Origin of the sequence: Kitasatospora sp. NBC_00458 (assembly GCF_036013975.1) — a bacterium.
In the GTDB taxonomy this organism is placed as follows: Bacteria; Actinomycetota; Actinomycetes; order Streptomycetales; family Streptomycetaceae; genus Kitasatospora.
The window spans coordinates 3,470,169-3,486,027 of record NZ_CP107904.1 but is presented as its reverse complement, the minus strand read 5'-3'; the positions used below and the strand labels follow the sequence as shown (position 1 = coordinate 3,486,027).

Annotated in this window: 13 protein-coding genes and 1 other RNA gene; 12 read left to right on the top strand and 2 right to left on the bottom strand. The window is 71.8% G+C overall.

Annotated features, from left to right (window positions below):
• Positions 1 to 89: 89 nt before the first annotated feature.
• Positions 90 to 1,202, top strand: coding sequence for a peptide chain release factor 2 (gene prfB / locus OG550_RS13905; RefSeq protein ID WP_327677400.1), 1,113 nt, complete (start codon positions 90 to 92; stop codon positions 1,200 to 1,202).
• Between the two features lie 77 nt (positions 1,203 to 1,279).
• Here the strand turns inward: prfB and OG550_RS13900 are convergent, their stop codons facing one another.
• Complete coding sequence (locus OG550_RS13900) at positions 1,280 to 1,474, bottom strand: hypothetical protein (RefSeq protein WP_327677399.1); 195 nt, start codon at positions 1,472 to 1,474, stop codon at positions 1,280 to 1,282.
• A 351-nt stretch (positions 1,475 to 1,825) separates the two neighbouring features.
• On the opposite strand from OG550_RS13900, the gene ftsE reads away from it, so the two are divergent.
• The 8 genes from ftsE to OG550_RS13860 all read left to right on the top strand — a co-directional run bounded on the left by ftsE (position 1,826) and on the right by OG550_RS13860 (position 11,019).
• The gene (ftsE, locus tag OG550_RS13895) at positions 1,826 to 2,515 is read left to right on the top strand and encodes a cell division ATP-binding protein FtsE (protein ID WP_327677397.1); all 690 of its coding nucleotides are present in this window, start codon (positions 1,826 to 1,828) and stop codon (positions 2,513 to 2,515) included.
• A 76-nt stretch (positions 2,516 to 2,591) separates the two neighbouring features.
• Positions 2,592 to 3,503, top strand: coding sequence for a permease-like cell division protein FtsX (gene ftsX, locus OG550_RS13890; protein ID WP_327677395.1), 912 nt, complete (start codon positions 2,592 to 2,594; stop codon positions 3,501 to 3,503).
• A gap of 163 nt (positions 3,504 to 3,666) precedes the next feature.
• On the top strand, positions 3,667 to 4,815 hold the full coding sequence (locus OG550_RS13885) for a S41 family peptidase (protein WP_327677393.1): 1,149 nt from the start codon (positions 3,667 to 3,669) through the stop codon (positions 4,813 to 4,815).
• 132 nt (positions 4,816 to 4,947) lie between these two features.
• The gene (smpB, locus tag OG550_RS13880; protein WP_327677391.1) at positions 4,948 to 5,424 is read left to right on the top strand and encodes an SsrA-binding protein SmpB; all 477 of its coding nucleotides are present in this window, start codon (positions 4,948 to 4,950) and stop codon (positions 5,422 to 5,424) included.
• A 106-nt stretch (positions 5,425 to 5,530) separates the two neighbouring features.
• Positions 5,531 to 5,912, top strand: a transfer-messenger RNA (tmRNA) gene (gene ssrA, locus OG550_RS13875).
• A gap of 151 nt (positions 5,913 to 6,063) precedes the next feature.
• Positions 6,064 to 8,379, top strand: a complete 2,316-nt coding sequence (locus OG550_RS13870) for a HelD family protein (protein WP_327677389.1) — start codon at positions 6,064 to 6,066, stop codon at positions 8,377 to 8,379.
• A gap of 374 nt (positions 8,380 to 8,753) precedes the next feature.
• A complete protein-coding gene (locus OG550_RS13865) occupies positions 8,754 to 10,229 on the top strand; it encodes an NAD-dependent malic enzyme (RefSeq protein WP_327677387.1) in 1,476 nt (491 codons plus the stop codon).
• A 508-nt stretch (positions 10,230 to 10,737) separates the two neighbouring features.
• On the top strand, positions 10,738 to 11,019 hold the full coding sequence (locus OG550_RS13860) for an HU family DNA-binding protein (RefSeq protein WP_030308200.1): 282 nt from the start codon (positions 10,738 to 10,740) through the stop codon (positions 11,017 to 11,019).
• 75 nt (positions 11,020 to 11,094) lie between these two features.
• Here the strand turns inward: OG550_RS13860 and murA are convergent, their stop codons facing one another.
• Positions 11,095 to 12,447, bottom strand: coding sequence for a UDP-N-acetylglucosamine 1-carboxyvinyltransferase (gene murA, locus OG550_RS13855; protein ID WP_327677384.1), 1,353 nt, complete (start codon positions 12,445 to 12,447; stop codon positions 11,095 to 11,097).
• 331 nt (positions 12,448 to 12,778) lie between these two features.
• On the opposite strand from murA, the gene OG550_RS13850 reads away from it, so the two are divergent.
• The 3 genes from OG550_RS13850 to OG550_RS13840 all read left to right on the top strand — a co-directional run bounded on the left by OG550_RS13850 (position 12,779) and on the right by OG550_RS13840 (position 15,425).
• Positions 12,779 to 13,363 (top strand): YqgE/AlgH family protein, encoded by a 585-nt coding sequence (locus OG550_RS13850; protein WP_327677382.1) that lies wholly within the window; start codon positions 12,779 to 12,781, stop codon positions 13,361 to 13,363.
• 97 nt (positions 13,364 to 13,460) lie between these two features.
• A complete protein-coding gene (locus tag OG550_RS13845) occupies positions 13,461 to 13,733 on the top strand; it encodes a DUF3039 domain-containing protein (RefSeq protein ID WP_327677380.1) in 273 nt (90 codons plus the stop codon).
• 81 nt (positions 13,734 to 13,814) lie between these two features.
• Positions 13,815 to 15,425 carry a beta-N-acetylhexosaminidase gene (locus OG550_RS13840; protein WP_327677378.1) on the top strand — a complete coding sequence of 537 codons (1,611 nt, stop codon included), beginning with the start codon at positions 13,815 to 13,817 and terminating at the stop codon, positions 15,423 to 15,425.
• The last annotated feature ends 434 nt before the right edge of the window (positions 15,426 to 15,859 follow it).

Below are 15,859 nucleotides of genomic sequence, written 5' to 3'. Positions count from 1 at the left end.
GTCCGCGGGGGCGGCCCGGGCGGCGCGGTTCTCGGCCCGGACGCCCCCGCGGTCGTCAGTAGTCCCCCCGGAACCATTACCCTGGGGGCGTGGCAGCCGTCGATCCTTCCGAAGAGCTCAAGAACCTCGAAACGACCATGGGGTCGATCGAGGCCGTCCTCGACCTGGACAAGATCCGGGCCGACATCGCGGTCCTGGAGGAGGAGGCAGCGGCCCCCAACCTGTGGGACGACCTCGCGAACGCGCAGAAGGTGACCAGCCGGCTCTCCTTCCTCCAGGGCGAACTGCGCAAGGTCGAGGGCCTGCGCAGCCGCATCGACGACCTGGGGGTCCTGTTCGAACTGGCCGAGGCCGAGGACGACGCCGACACCCGCGTCGAGGCCGAGGCCGAGCTGGTGTCCGTCGCCAAGGCGGTCGAGGAGCTGGAGGTCCGCACCCTCCTCTCCGGCGAGTACGACGCCCGCGAGGCGCTGATCAACATCCGCGCCGAGGCCGGTGGGGTGGACGCCGCCGACTTCGCCGAGCAGCTCATGCGCATGTACCTGCGCTGGGCCGAGCGGCACGGGTACCCGACCGAGGTGTACGACACCTCGTACGCGGAGGAGGCCGGCATCAAGTCCGCGACCTTCACCGTCAAGGCCCCGTACGCCTACGGCACCCTCTCGGTCGAGCAGGGCACCCACCGCCTGGTCCGCATCTCGCCGTTCGACAACCAGGGCCGCCGGCAGACCTCGTTCGCCGGTGTCGAGGTGCTCCCGGTCGTCGAGCAGTCCGACCACGTCGACATCGACGAGGGCGAGCTGCGCATCGACGTGTACCGCGCCTCCGGCCCGGGCGGCCAGGGCGTCAACACCACCGACTCGGCGGTGCGCATCACGCACATCCCGACCGGTGTGGTGGTCTCCTGCCAGAACGAGCGCTCGCAGATCCAGAACAAGGCCTCCGCGATGAACGTCCTCCAGGCGAAGCTGCTGGAGCGGCGCCGCCAGGAGGAGCGGGCGGCGATGGACGCGCTCAAGGACAGCGGCAGCTCCTGGGGCAACCAGATGCGCTCCTACGTGCTGCACCCGTACCAGATGGTGAAGGACGTCCGGACCGAGTACGAGGTCGGCAACCCGCAGGGCGTGCTGGACGGCGACATCGACGGCTTCATCGAGGCCGGCATCCGCTGGCGCAAGCAGCGCGAGACCGCCGCGCAGTAGGCGGCCCGTTGGACGCACGTACGGATGAGGCCCCCGACCGCCAGCCGGTCGGGGGCCTCATCCGTACGTCTCCTTCGTCAGGCCAGCGCCTGCCGCGCGAGCAGCGCCACCGCGAGCAGCCCGGCCAGGACGGCCAGCAGCATCGCGGGGGAAAGCGCGGCGAACGGGTTCTGCTGCTCCTGGAGCCTGGCCCGAGTGGCACGGCAGGCGGGGCAGCGGCCCTCGCTCACTCGGCCGTTGCAGTTGGCGCACACCAGATGGTCGCAGGTCATGCGATCTCCTCCTCGCTGCTACAGCCAACGCACCGGACCGGGCCTTGGTTCCTACATGTGCCCTGTGCGGGGGAGCGGTCAACCCCGACCGTCCCCTCCACTCTGCCAGGTTCCGTGCGTTCCGGCCCCCGGGCTGTGAGATGGCTCCCAATTTTCGGGGCAAAACCGACCATTGTCCCCCAACTTCGCGGTTCCGTCGCGGTCCGGGCCTGCGGGCCCGCCGCCGGTTCGCGTATGGTCCCAAGCCGGGAGCGGCCCTTTCGCTCCCCTCGCCCGTCCCTGGGCCGGGCAAGCCGAGGGGCGGACCGACCGAGGACTGGCGCCGCCTAGGATGGCCTCCGTGATGCAGCCGTGATCAGATTCGACAACGTCTCCAAGACCTATCCCAAGCAGAATCGTCCCGCCCTGGACAACGTCTCGCTGGAGATCGAGAAGGGCGAGTTCGTCTTCCTGGTCGGCTCGTCCGGCTCGGGCAAGTCCACCTTCCTGCGCCTGTGCCTGCGCGAGGAGCGCCCCAGCACCGGTGAGGTGCACGTGCTGGGCAAGGACCTCGGCAAGCTGTCCAACTGGAAGGTGCCGCACATGCGCCGCCAGCTGGGCACCGTCTTCCAGGACTTCCGCCTGCTGCCGAACAAGACGGTCTCGCAGAACGTGGCCTTCGCCCTCGAAGTGATCGGCAAGCCGAAGAGCGCCATCAACAAGGTGGTGCCCGAGGTGCTCGACCTGGTCGGCCTCGGCGGCAAGGAGGACCGCATGCCGGGCGAGCTGTCCGGTGGTGAGCAGCAGCGCGTCGCGATCGCCCGGGCGTTCGTGAACCGCCCGATGCTGCTGATCGCGGACGAGCCCACCGGAAACCTCGACCCGCAGAACTCGGTCGGCATCATGAAGCTGCTCGACCGGATCAACCGCACCGGCACCACCGTGCTGATGGCCACCCACGACCAGGCCATCGTCGACCAGATGCGCAAGCGCGTCATCGAGCTCGACAAGGGGCTGCTGGTCCGCGACCAGGCCCGCGGCGTCTACGGGTACCAGCACTGATCCTCCAGCGCTGAGCCCGTGGGCAACCCGCCCGCCTCGCCCGACCAGCAGTACCGACCCTGGAGTTGTTGAACGCATGCGCGCCCAGTTCGTCCTGTCGGAGATCGGTGTGGGTCTCCGCCGCAACCTGACGATGACCATCGCGGTGGTCGTCAGTGTCGCGCTCTCCCTCGCTCTCGCCGGTGCCTCGCTCCTGGTCCGGGACCAGGTGAACTCCATGAAGGGGTACTGGTACGACAAGGTCGAGGTCAGCATCTACTTCTGCACCAAGTCGGACGCCCGCAACTCGCCGCAGTGCGACAAGGGCGCGGCCACCGACCAGCAGATCGCCGAGATCAAGACCCAGCTGGACAAGATGGACTCGGTGGTCCAGTCCTCGACCTTCGAGAACTCCGCCGAGGCGTACAAGCACTGGAAGGAGATGAACCCGGACAACCCGCTCATCTCCGTCCTCGGCCCGGAGGCCATCCCGCAGTCCTGGCGGGTGAAGCTCAAGGACCCGACCAAGTACGACGTCATCCAGAGCGCCTTCGCCGGCAAGCCCGGCGTCAAGTCGGTCGAGGACCAGCGGAAGATCCTGGAGAACCTCTTCGGCCTGCTGAACGGCCTGCAGACGGCGGCCTTCGTGATCATGGTGCTGATGCTCTTCGTGGCCCTGCTGCTGATCGTGAACACCGTCCGGGTGTCGGCGTACAGCAGGCGGCGCGAAACCGGCATCATGCGCCTGGTCGGTGCCTCGAACTTCTATGTGCAGATGCCGTTCATCGCGGAGGCCGCGTTCTCCGCGCTGCTCGGCGCGGTGATGGCCTCCGGCCTGCTGCTCGGCGGCCACTTCTTCGTCCACAGCTGGCTGGCCGAGCGGGTCCAGTTCATCAACTTCATCGGGCTCGGCTCGGTGCTGGCGGTGATACCGCTGCTGGTGGTGGTCGGCATGGCGATGGCGGGCATCGCGGCCTTCTTCACCCTGCGGAAGTACCTGAAGGTCTAGCGGCACCCCCGCACCACCCCGAAGGCCCGGCCCGCGCCGGTCCCGACGGTTCCGGAGGACCCACGGCGGCCCCGGACGGCACTGCGCCGTCCGGGGCCGCCGCCGCTCCGCCGTCCACCGTTCCGGCCCGGTGCGCTCCGTGCTGCGCCTACACTCCGTTCCCATGCCAGTAACTCCGCGCGGGGCACGTCAGGTGGCCACCCTCAGCCTGGTGTTCGGCGTGGTGCTGATGGCCGGCGCCGCCACCGGTGCCTGGGGGGAGCCGGGCACGCCGGTGCGGCCGCCGTCGGCGGACACCGCCCGGACGGCCGCGGCCACCCTCGGCGCCGGCCAGGACCCGGCCGGCGCCGACCTGTCCGAACAGCAGGCCGAACGCCTGATCGGCGCGGTCGGCGACCGCTGGGGCGCCTACTACAGCGCGCAGGAGTACGCCGAGTTCAGCCAGGGCCTGGACGGCCGCTACGTCGGCGTCGGCCTCTCGGTCGGCCGCGGCCAGGACGGCGTCACCGCCGTCTCCCGGGTGCAGCCCGCCGGACCGGCCGCCGCCGCCGGGATCGCGGTCGGTGACCGGCTGCTGAGGATCGGCGCCGACCAGACCGACCACCTGCCGGTCACCGAGGTGGTCGCCCGGTTGCGCGGGCGCGAGGACGGGGAGCGGCAGGTCGGCTCCGAGGTGGTCCTGGAGCTGCAGCGCGGCGAGGGCGAGGTCCGCGAGGTCCGGCTGCAGCGGGCCCTGCTGGACAGTCAGCAGGTGGCCGTCGAGCACCTCGCGGGCGGCGCCGCCCGGATCACCGTCCGGGCCTTCACCAGCGGCGTGGCCGAGCAGGTGCGCGCCGCCGTGCGCGACGCGCACGGCGGGGTGGTGCTCGACCTGCGGGGCAACTCCGGCGGGCTGGTCGAGGAGGCCGCCGGCACCGCCGGGGTCTTCCTGGACGGCGGCCCGGTCGGCTCCTACCAGGACCGCGGCGGGACGCGCGCGCTGACCGCGCCGCCCGGCGGCGACCAGCACACCCCGCTGGTGGTGCTGGTGGACGGCGGCACGATGAGCGCCGCCGAACTGCTCACCGGTGCGCTGCAGGACCGCAGCCGGGCCGTGGTGGTCGGGAGCCGGACCTTCGGCAAGGGAACCGTGCAGCAGCCCAGCCGGCTCGCCGACGGCGCGGTGCTGGAGCTGACCGTCGGCAAGTACTTCACCCCGGCGGGCCGCTCCCCGGAGGGGGCCGGGCTGGCCCCGGACGTCCCCGCGTCCGCGGGGGAGGACGCCGCCGAACTCGCCCTGCGGGTGCTCACCGGGCTCGGCAGCCGCGTCTGAGCCCCGTCTGAGCCCTGCCCCGGTCGTGCCGGTGCCGTGCCCGTGCGGGCCCCGGGCCGCGCCCCGGCCGCGGCGCGCGCGCCCAAAAGGGGCTGCCCCGACCGGCTCCGGAGTGCGAGAATGGCCGACGCTATGGCAAAGGAAACCGGACAGAAGCTGATCGCGCAGAACAAGAAGGCGCGACACGAGTACACCATCCTCGACACCTACGAGTGCGGACTCGTCCTCACCGGCACCGAGGTGAAGTCACTGCGCGAGGGTCGGGCCAACCTGGTCGACGGCTACGCCTACATCCAGAACCACGAGGCGTGGATCGACAACGTCTTCATCCCCGAGTACACCCAGGGGACGTGGACCAACCATGCGGCGCGGCGCAAGCGCAAGCTGCTCCTGCACAGGATGGAGATCCAGAAGATCGAGGCGAAGGTCCGGGACGCGGGCCACACCCTCATCCCGCTCTCGCTGTACTTCAAGGACGGCCGGGTGAAGCTCGAACTCGCGCTCGCCGTCGGCAAGAAGCTGTACGACAAGCGCCAGACCCTGCGGGAGAAGCAGGACACCCGCGAGACGGCCCGCGCGGTGGCGGCGGCGCGCCGCCGCCAGAGCTGACACGAGGGGCTCCGGCGTTAATCGGCTGGACCCCCGCCCGTCGCCTCGCGTAGTATGGCGCCAGCAACACGGACGTTCACCGTCCGGCTGTTTCTCAAAAAAACATGGGGATGATCGGTTTCGACAGGGGACGTCGAAACAGGAGAAGCGAGCCGAGGAACGCGGCAATGATCTCGTTAACCACGTGTCGCAAACAAATAATCGCCAACTCTAAGAGCGATTCCCAGCAGTTCGCTCTCGCTGCCTAAATAGCACCGATAGCGCTTGGGTGTCAGACCGGGGAGTTCCCGACCCGGACCCTGGCATAATCTAGGGAACTCAACCGTCCGCCCGGGCTGCGGGGGTGGATGGGAAATCAAACAGCAGCTGGGCCTGTTGGCGGCTTGTCCGCGTGACCGCCATGGCCGAGAAAATCACAGCGGACTGCGCTCGGAGAAGTCCTGAATCCACTCCACTGGACCCGGGTTCGATTCCCGGCATCTCCACCACCCCATGTTCACAGTGCAGGCCGTCCACCGCTCAGCGGGGGGCGGCCTGCATGTTTTTCGCTCCCGGTGAGGCGCGGGACGGGGCCCACGGCGTAGGATCTTCCGTCCGCTCGTTTCCCAGAGCCGGACTCCCGCCGCAACCACCGAGGCCATGCAGAGCAACACGGACACCAGCAACACGGGCAGCGCTGCCACCGACCACGAGACCGTCCGCGCGCGTGAGATCGCCGGGGAACAGCGCCACCTGGACACCGTCTACCACCGCCTGGAGGAGAAGCTCGCCGAAGCCGAGTACATCCTGGAGGACGCCGCCAAGCGCGTGCAGGTCGGTACCCCCGGCGCGCTCGCGGAGCGGGACGCCCAGGTGTACCGGGCCGGCGCACACCTCCAGCGGCTCAACAACGAGTTCGAGGACTTCCTCTTCGGCCGGATCGACCTCCAGCAGGCCGACGCCCCGGAGGAGCACGGCATTCCGTCCGACACCCCGCTCGACCCGGCGGACCCGAACGTCGCCGAGAGCCTGCACATCGGCCGGCTCGGCGTACTGGACGCCGAGTACGGGCCGCTGGTGATCGACTGGCGGGCGCCGGCCGCCGCCCCGTTCTACCGGTCGACCCCGCTGGAGCCCGGCCGGGTGATCCGCCGCCGGGTGATCCGCTCCAAGGGCCGCAAGGTGATCGGCGTCGAGGACGACCTGCTCCGCCCCGACCTCACGCCCACCCTGGGCGGCGAGGAACTGGCGGTGGTCGGCGACGGCGCGCTGATGGCCTCGCTCGGCCGCGCCCGCAGCCACTCGATGCGCGACATCGTCTCCTCCATCCAGAAGGAGCAGGACGAGGTGATCCGTGCCGCCGCGGCCGGTGCCACGCTCGTCACGGGCGGGCCCGGCACCGGCAAGACCGCCGTCGCGCTGCACCGCGCCGCCTTCCTGCTCTACCAGGACCGCCGCCGCTACGCCGGGGGCATCCTGGTGGTCTCGCCGACCCCGCTGCTGGTCTCCTACACCGAGGGCGTGCTGCCCTCGCTGGGGGAGGAGGGCCAGGTCGCGATCCGCGCGGTCGGCTCGCTGGTGGACGGCATCGAGGCCGGTACCTACGACGCCCCGGAGGCGGCCCGGATCAAGGGCTCGGCCCGGATGACGCAGCTGCTGCGCCGGGCCGCCCGGGCCGCGCTGGAGCTGGGCGCGCCGCAGGAGCTCAAGGTGGTCGCGCGCGGCGAGGTGCTGCGGCTGGACGCCAACCGGCTCAAGGCGGTGCGCGGCAATGTCATCGGCGCCGGCGGGACCCCGCTCAACCTGCTCCGCCCGCGTGCCCGCCGGCTGCTGCTGGACGCGCTCTGGCAGGAGGTCACCCGGCACCTGCCCAGACCCGCCGACCACTACGCCCGCGAGCAGCGCCAGGAGGAGAAGGAGTCCTTCGACGAGTACGTCTCGGACGAGGCGCCGTTCCTGGACTTCCTGGACGCCTGGTGGCCCGCGGTCACCCCGCGCCGGGTGCTCGGCACGCTGAAGCGGACCCGGCACACCAACCGGATCGCGCGCCGCGCCGTCACCCCCGAGGAGGCGAGGGTGCTCGCCGAGTCCTGGCGGCACCTGTCGGAGCAGGGCGAGGGCGCGCTCTCCGCGCACGACGTCGCGCTGGTGGACGAGCTGCAGGTGCTGCTCGGCGAGCCGGCCCGGCCGAAGGTCCGCGAGGTCGACGCGGTGGACATGCTGACCGGGCTGGAGGAGGTCACCACCTTCGCCGACCGCTCGGCGCGCCGGCGCGACCGCGTGCCGGTGGAGCGCACCGAGTACGCGCACATCATCGTCGACGAGGCGCAGGACCTCACCCCGATGCAGTGGCGGATGATCGGCCGCCGGGCCCGGATGGCCACCTGGACCATCGTCGGCGACCCGGCGCAGTCCTCCTGGCCGTTCCCGCAGGAGGCCCAGGCGGCGCTGGACGAGGTGCTCGCGGGCAAGCCGCGCCGCCGCTACACGCTGACCGTGAACTACCGGAACCCGGCCGAGATCGCCGAGGTGGCGGCCAGGGTGCTGGCCCTGGCGGCGCCGGGTACGCCCTCGCCGAGCGCGGTGCGGCGGGTGGGGGTCGAGCCGCGGTTCGCGGCGGTGACCGACCCGGCGCCGGAGGCGTTCGGCGCCGGGGTCCGGGCCGAGCTGGAGCGGCTGCTGGGCGAGGTGGACGGCACGGTGGCCGTGGTGGTGCCGATGGACCGGCGGGCCGAGGCGGCCGGCTGGATCGAGGGGCTGGGCGAGCGGGCGGTGGCGCTGGGCAGCCTGGAGGCCAAGGGCCTGGAGTACGACGCGACCGTGGTGGCCGACCCGACCGGCATCGCCGGCGAGTCGGAGGCGGGTCTGCGGGTGCTCTACGTGGCGCTCACCCGGGCGACGCAGCGGCTGTCGGTGCTCTCCGGTCCGGACGACCTGCCGGACGCGGCAGGCGTGCCGGCTCTGCTGCGCGGCTGACGGACCGTCGGGGCGGGCCCTTCGGGGTCCGCCCCGACCGGCGCGCCCGAAGGCCCGTCGGCCCACGCCGAAGGCCCCCCACCCGCAGGGTGAGGGGCCTTCAGTGGCTACGACACCGACCCGCCATGCTCGCCTCGCGGCAAGTGGTCCCTCGAAGGGACGAAGGTTGGGCCCGGGGGCTTGGATCGAGCCGGTGTCCCGTCCAATGTAACGCATCGGGCCGCTGAGGCAAGGAGTTGTCGGGTCCGCACACTCAATGAACGTTATTTCTGGCTTCGCCCTGGTAGGTGCGACGATCGAGGTCTAGCATGCGCAGGCGAGAGCCTCAACAATTTGTTGAACTCGCAGACGGACGGACGGAAGAAGGAACGTCGATGGCGACGGTGCCCAGTGTCTCGAACTCGATCACGGTGCGGCTGGAGGTTCCGGCCAGAGGCAACGCCGTCAGCGCGATCACCACGGCGGTCGAGTCCTCCGGCGGTTCGGTGACCGGTCTCGACGTGACCGCCTCCGGCCTGGAGGCGCTGCGGATCGACGTGACGGTGGCCGCCTCCTCGGTCGCGCACGGCGAGGAGATCGTCGAGAAGCTCCGGACGATCGACGGCGTCGCGATCGGCAAGGTCTCGGACCGTACCTTCCTGATGCACCTCGGCGGCAAGATCGAGATGTCCTCGAAGCTGCCGATCCGCAACCGTGACGACCTCTCGATGATCTACACCCCGGGTGTCGCCCGGGTCTGCCTGGCGATCGCCGAGAACCCCGAGGACGCCCGCCGCCTCACCATCAAGCGCAACAGCGTCGCCGTGGTCACCGACGGCTCGGCGGTGCTGGGCCTGGGCAACATCGGCCCGGCCGCCGCGCTGCCGGTGATGGAGGGCAAGGCGGCCCTGTTCAAGCGGTTCGCCGGCATCGACGCCTGGCCGATCTGCCTGGACACCCAGGACACCGACGAGATCGTGGCCATCGTCAAGGCGATCGCCCCGGGCTTCGCCGGCATCAACCTGGAGGACATCTCGGCGCCGCGCTGCTTCGAGATCGAGGCCCGGCTGCGCGAGGCCCTGGACATCCCGGTCTTCCACGACGACCAGCACGGCACCGCGATCGTGGTGCTGGCGGCGCTCACCAACGCGCTCAAGGTGGTCGGCAAGGAGATCGGCGACATCCGGGTCGTGATGTCGGGCGCCGGCGCGGCCGGTACCGCGATCCTCAAGCTGCTGCTGGCCGCCGGCGTCGAGCACGCCACCGTGGCGGACGTGCGGGGCGTGGTCCACCTGGGCCGCGACGACCTCAACGACAGCCTGCGCTGGATCGCCGAGCACACCAACCGCTCGGGCCGCACCGGAAGCCTCAAGGAGGCCGTGGCGGACGCCGACGTCTTCATCGGCGTCTCGGCCCCGAACGTGCTGGACGGCGACGACCTGGCCACCATGGCCGACGACGCGATCGTCTTCGCGCTGGCGAACCCGGACCCGGAGGTCGACCCGGCGGTGGCCCGGCAGACCGCCGCGGTGGTCGCCACGGGCCGCAGCGACTTCCCGAACCAGATCAACAACGTGCTGGTCTTCCCGGGCGTCTTCCGCGGCCTGCTGGACGCCCAGAGCCGCACGGTCAACACCGAGATGATGATCGCCGCCGCCCGGGCGCTGGCCGCCACCGTCGGCGACGACGAGCGGAACCCGAACTACATCATCCCGAGCGTCTTCCACAAGGACGTCGCCAAGACCGTCGCCGCCGCCGTCAGGGACGCGGCCCTGGCCGCCTCCTCGTCCGAGGAGCCCGTCCCGTCGCGGCCGACCCCGGGCATCGTCGGGACGCTCGACACGGCGTCCTTCCCGGCCGTCAAGCTCTGACCGGCCCCGCCCGGCACGTGTCGCGGATCGGTCAAATGACCGAATAGCGACCTTACCCGTCCAATCCCGCCCCGAACCCTTGCGACACAAGGGCGAGGGGCGTGTTTGGGCTTGTCGGACCTAGGGCGTACGGTAGCCCTGCACGGGGCAGGCGTGTCCGACAAGTACGGAACGTCCCCCTGGTCTTCCGGCGCGTCGTCCCGACCGCCGCCCGCGCCCGGTCCGCCGGAGCCGACGGAGCGTCACACCTCCGGCGGGCGGGCGCTGTTCGGGTCGTGACGCCGGGGCCCGATTGGCTTTCTCGGGGCCGGTCGGGGCAGGATTCGTATCCGGGCAGGCAGGCGGGCCTTTCACGGGCACGGCGCGCGGCACTGGGTGCGGACCCGGCCTGCGACCACGCATTGCCTGCATGAGCACAGTGTGCGGACCTGCGGCCCATCCGGGTGCCCCCGGTGGGAGTACCGATGGGCCCCCGCACACCGCAAGCGAACAGACCACAGGAGTACACATGAACCGCAGTGAGCTGGTGGCGGCGCTGTCCGAGCGCGCCGAGGTGACCCGCAAGGACGCCGACGCCGTTCTGGCCGCCTTTGCCGAGATCGTCGGCGAGGTCGTCGCCAAGGGCGACGAGAAGGTCACCATCCCCGGTTTCCTGACCTTCGAGCGCACCCACCGTGCCGCCCGCACCGCCCGCAACCCGCAGACCGGCGAGCCGATCCAGATCCCCGAGGGCTACAGCGCCAAGGTCAGCGCCGGCTCCAAGCTGAAGGAAGCCGCCAAGGGCGCCTGAAGCACCCCTTGAACGCCCGAGAGGCCGGGCTCCCCACGCGGGGAGCCCGGCCTCTCGTTCGTGTCGCCGGGCCGGTCAGGCGTCGACCAGCTGTCCGTCCGGGAGCTCGCTGGGCAGCTCGACGTGGGCGCCGAGGTCGCGCAGCTTCTCCATGAAGTTCTCGTAGCCGCGGTTGATCAGGTCGATGCCGTGCACCGTCGAGGTGCCCTGCGCCGCCAGCGCCGCGATCAGGTACGAGAAGCCGCCGCGCAGGTCCGGGATGACCAGCTCGGAGCCGATCAGCTTGGACGGGCCGGAGACCACCGCGGAGTGCAGGAAGTTGCGGGCCCCGAAGCGGCACGGGGTGGCGCCCAGGCACTCGCGGTAGAGCTGGATGTGGGCACCCATCTGGTTGAGCGCGCCGGTGAAGCCGAGCCGCGACTCGTACACCGTCTCGTGGACGATGGACAGGCCGGTCGCCTGGGTCAGCGCGACCACCAGCGGCTGCTGCCAGTCGGTCTGGAAGCCCGGGTGCACGTCGGTCTCCAGGGCGATCGCCTTGAGCTCGCCGCCCGGGTGCCAGAACCGGATGCCCTCGTCGTCCACCTCGAAGGCGCCGCCGACCTTCCGGAAGGTGTTGAGGAAGGTCATCATCTCCAGCTGGCGGGCACCGCGGACGTAGATGTCGCCCCGGGTGGCCAGCGCCGCGCACGCCCAGGAGGCGGACTCCAGGCGGTCCGGCAGCGCGCGGTGGTTGTAGCCGTTCAGCTCGTCGACACCGGTGATCAGGATGGTGCGGTCGGTGCCCATCGAGATGATCGCGCCCATCTTCTGCAGCACGCAGATCAGGTCGACGATCTCCGGCTCGATGGCGGCGTTGCGCAGCTCGGTGACGCCCTCGGCGAGGACCGCGGTGAGCAGCACCTGCTCGGTGGCGCCGACCGACGGGTAGGGCAGCTCGATCCGGGTGCCGCGCAGCCGCTGCTGGGCCACCAGGTAGGTGCCCTGCGGGTGCTTCTCGATGGTGGCGCCGAACTGGCGGAGCACCTCGAAGTGGAAGTCGACCGGGCGGCCGCCGATGTCGCAGCCGCCCAGGCCCGGGATGAAGGCGTGGCCGAGGCGGTGCAGCAGCGGGCCGCAGAAGAGGATCGGGATCCGCGAGGAGCCGGCGTGCGCGTCGATGTCGGCGACGTTGGCGCTCTCCACGTGGGACGGGTCGAGGATCAGCTCGCCGTCCTCGTCACCGGTGCGCACGGTGACCCCGTGCAGCTGGAGCAGGCCGCGGACCACCTTGACGTCGCGGATGTCCGGGACGTTGCGCAGTCTGCTGGGGCCCTGGCCGAGCAGGGCGGCGACCATGGCCTTGGGGACCAGGTTCTTCGCACCGCGGACGCGGATCTCGCCTTCGAGCGGGTTTCCGCCGTGGACCAGCAGGACGTCGTCGGTCATCGTTCTCGCAATCCGGGGTGCCAGAGGTATGGGTGGGCTCTGCGAGGAGCCTGCGGTGGGCCGGTTTCACGGGCGAGTCGGGCCCCCGGTGTGACCGAGTCGGCACCGTGGAGGGGCGTCCACCATCAGTAGATGGTAGTGGTCGTGCCGACGGTTCCCGTGAGCCTCTCCCGTGATGGTGCTCTCCCCGGGCCTCCGGCCGCGCGCCGGTGCGTCCGTACGGGTGTTCGCCGGGCGTTCCCCGGCGGCTCACCGGGCGTCCGGGGAGGGCCCGGGGCGATCCCCGGTCTCGGGTGTCCGCCCGCGGGGGTTCTGCGGGATCATGTGAGGCATGACGGCGGCCCATTCGCACGGAGGCCGGTCCCACACCGGCCGCTTGCTCGTCGCGACGCCCGTGCTCACCGACCCGAACTTCGCCCGGGCGGTGGTGCTCCTCCTCGACCACGACGCCGAGGGGGCGCTCGGCGTGGTCCTCAACCGGCCGACGCCGATCGACGTGGGCAGCGTGCTGGACGGCTGGGGCGTACTGGTCGGGCAGCCGGCCGTGGTGTTCCAGGGCGGGCCGGTGGCGCTGGACTCGGCGCTCGGACTGGCCGTCGCACCGGGGGAGCCGGGCACCGGCGAGCCGCTCGGCTGGCGGCGGGTGCACGGCGCGATCGGCCTGGTCGACCTGGAGGCGCCGCCCGAGGTGATGGCCGGGGAGCTCGGGGCGCTGCGGATCTTCGCCGGGTACGCGGGCTGGGCGCCCGGGCAACTGGAGTCGGAGATCACGAGTGGGGCCTGGTACCTGGTGGACTGCGAGCCCGGGGACATCTCCAGCCCGGAGCCGGAGCGGCTCTGGCGGGCGGTGCTGCGCCGCCAGCGCGGTCCGGTGGCCCTGCTGGCGACCTATCCCGACGATCCCACCCTGAACTGAGCCCGGGGCGTCCGGGCCACGGCGGCGACGCGCCGCCCGGGCCGGTGCGGTCGCGGCACTGGCCCGGTTTTGCGGGGCGCCCATAGACTTGGCACCTATGAGCACTCTTGAGCCCGAGCGCGGCCTCGGAACCGGCACCCTGGTCGAGCCCGTCCCGCAGGTGTCCAACGGGGACGGCGACCACGAGCGCTTCGCGCACTACGTCCAGAAGGACAAGATCATGGAGAGCGCGCTCTCCGGCTCCCCCGTGGTGGCGCTCTGCGGCAAGGTGTGGGTCCCCGGGCGCGACCCGAAGAAGTACCCGGTCTGTCCGATGTGCAAGGAGATCTACGACGGCATCGGCAAGCCGCAGGGCGGCGACGACAAGTAGCGGTCCGCGCCGCTTGTCGGGTCTGGACCATTTTGCAAACTGGTCTATGCCAGTGGGTCGGGCCGGAGGCAGGATGGCGGAATGGACCTCATTCCCGCCCCCTTGAGCTCCGTCCGCCTCCCGGACCAGGACTTCGCCCTCGACCAGACCACCACCCTGACCGCGCCGCCGGCGCTGGCCGGGGCCGAGCGGTGGCTGCGCTCCTCGCTGACCGCCGCCACCGGCCTCCCGCTGGCCCCGGGCCGGCCCGGCGAGGGGATCGAACTGGTCCACGACGGGACGCTGGCCGAGGAGGCGTACCGGCTCTCGGTGCGCCCCGGCCGCGCCGTGATCACCGCCGGCGGTCCGGCCGGCGCGCTCTGGGGCGCGCAGACGCTGCGCCGGCTGCTCGGCCCGGACGCCTACCGGCGCGCCCCGCTGCGCTCCGCCGGCTGGGTGCTGCCCGGCGCCGACGTCGAGGACGAGCCCCGGTTCGGCTGGCGCGGCGTGCTGCTGGACGTCGCCCGGCACTTCCTGCCCAAGGCCGACGTGCTCCGCTTCGTCGACCAGCTCTCCGCGCACAAGCTCAACGTGCTGCACCTGCACCTGACCGACGACCAGGGCTGGCGGGTGGAGATCAAGCGCTACCCGCGGCTCACCGAGCGGGCCTCCTGGCGCGACCGCTCGATGGTCGGCTACCGGGCCGGCCAGCGCCGCGACGACCGCCCGCACGGCGGCTTCTACACCCAGGACGACCTGCGCGAGATCGTCGCGTACGCCGCCGAACGGGGCGTCACCGTCGTCCCGGAGATCGACCTGCCGGGCCACACCCAGGCCGCCGTGGCCGCCTACCCCGAGCTGGGCAACACCGACGTGGTGGACACCGCCGCGCTCGGCGTCTGGACCGACTGGGGCGTCAGCCACAACGTGCTCAACCCCTCCGAGGCCACCCTCCGCTTCTTCGAGGGCGTGCTGGAGGAGGTCCTGGAGCTCTTCCCGTCCGAGTTCATCCACCTCGGCGGCGACGAGTGCCCCAAGGAGCAGTGGAAGGACAGCGCCGCCGCGCAGGAGCGGATCCGGGAGCTCGGCCTGGGCAACGAGGACGAGCTGCAGAGCCACATCATCCGGCACTTCGACGGCTGGCTCGCCGAGCGCGGCCGCCGGCTGATCGGCTGGGACGAGATCCTGGAGGGCGGCCTGGCGCCCGGCGCCGCGGTCTCCTCCTGGCGCGGCTACGGCGGCGGGATCGCCGCCGCCCAGGCCGGCCACGACGTGGTGATGTGCCCCGAGCAGCACGTCTACCTGGACCACCGGCAGGCCCCGGGCGAGGACGAGCCGATCCCGGTCGGCTTCGTCCGCACCCTGGAGGACGTCTACCGGTTCGAGCCCGTGCCGGCGCAGCTCGACGAGGCGGCGGCCCGGCGGGTGATCGGCACCCAGGCCAACCTGTGGAGCGAGTTCATGGACAGCGCCCGGGACATCGACTACCGGGCGTTCCCCCGGCTCGCGGCCTTCGCCGAGGTCGCCTGGTCCGCGCTGCCCACCGACCCCGGGGCCCGTGACTACGCGGGCTTCGAGCGGCGGATGGAGGCGCACCGGGAGGTGCTGGACGCGCTCGGGGTGGAGTACCGGCCGGCCGACGGCCCGCACCCGTGGCAGAAGTGGCCCGGGGTGCAGGGGCGGCCGATCGAGGGGCTTCCGCCGCTGGTCTGACGGCGGTGGCGGCCGGGTCGTGGCCGGGCGCGGTCCGGAGGTGTTCCGGCTGCGGGGCCCGCCGTCGCCACGGCGGCGGCGGACCCCGCGCACGGGCGTGCCCGGGCACGCCCGGCGGGTCGGCACCGTCACCATCGGCGGCCGCCCGGGCACGCCCGGCGGGCCGGCCTGCCGGGCGGGTGTGGCGTACGGGAACTTCTGAGCGGTCGTCGGACGTCAAGAACAGATGAACATCTACTCCGGTTCGCGTCGGACCGGAGCAGATACCGCCCGGTATCGGTCCCAAACGGGCAGTACCGTTCGCCCGTCCCGAAATGATCATCGAGCATTGTGTGCCAGAGTTGCCCAACCCGGCCCGATCGCCCGTACCCTACGGGCCAGGCCGGGCTGCCGCAGCGGACACCCCGGCCGAGGGCCGCGGGCGGCAGGCGATC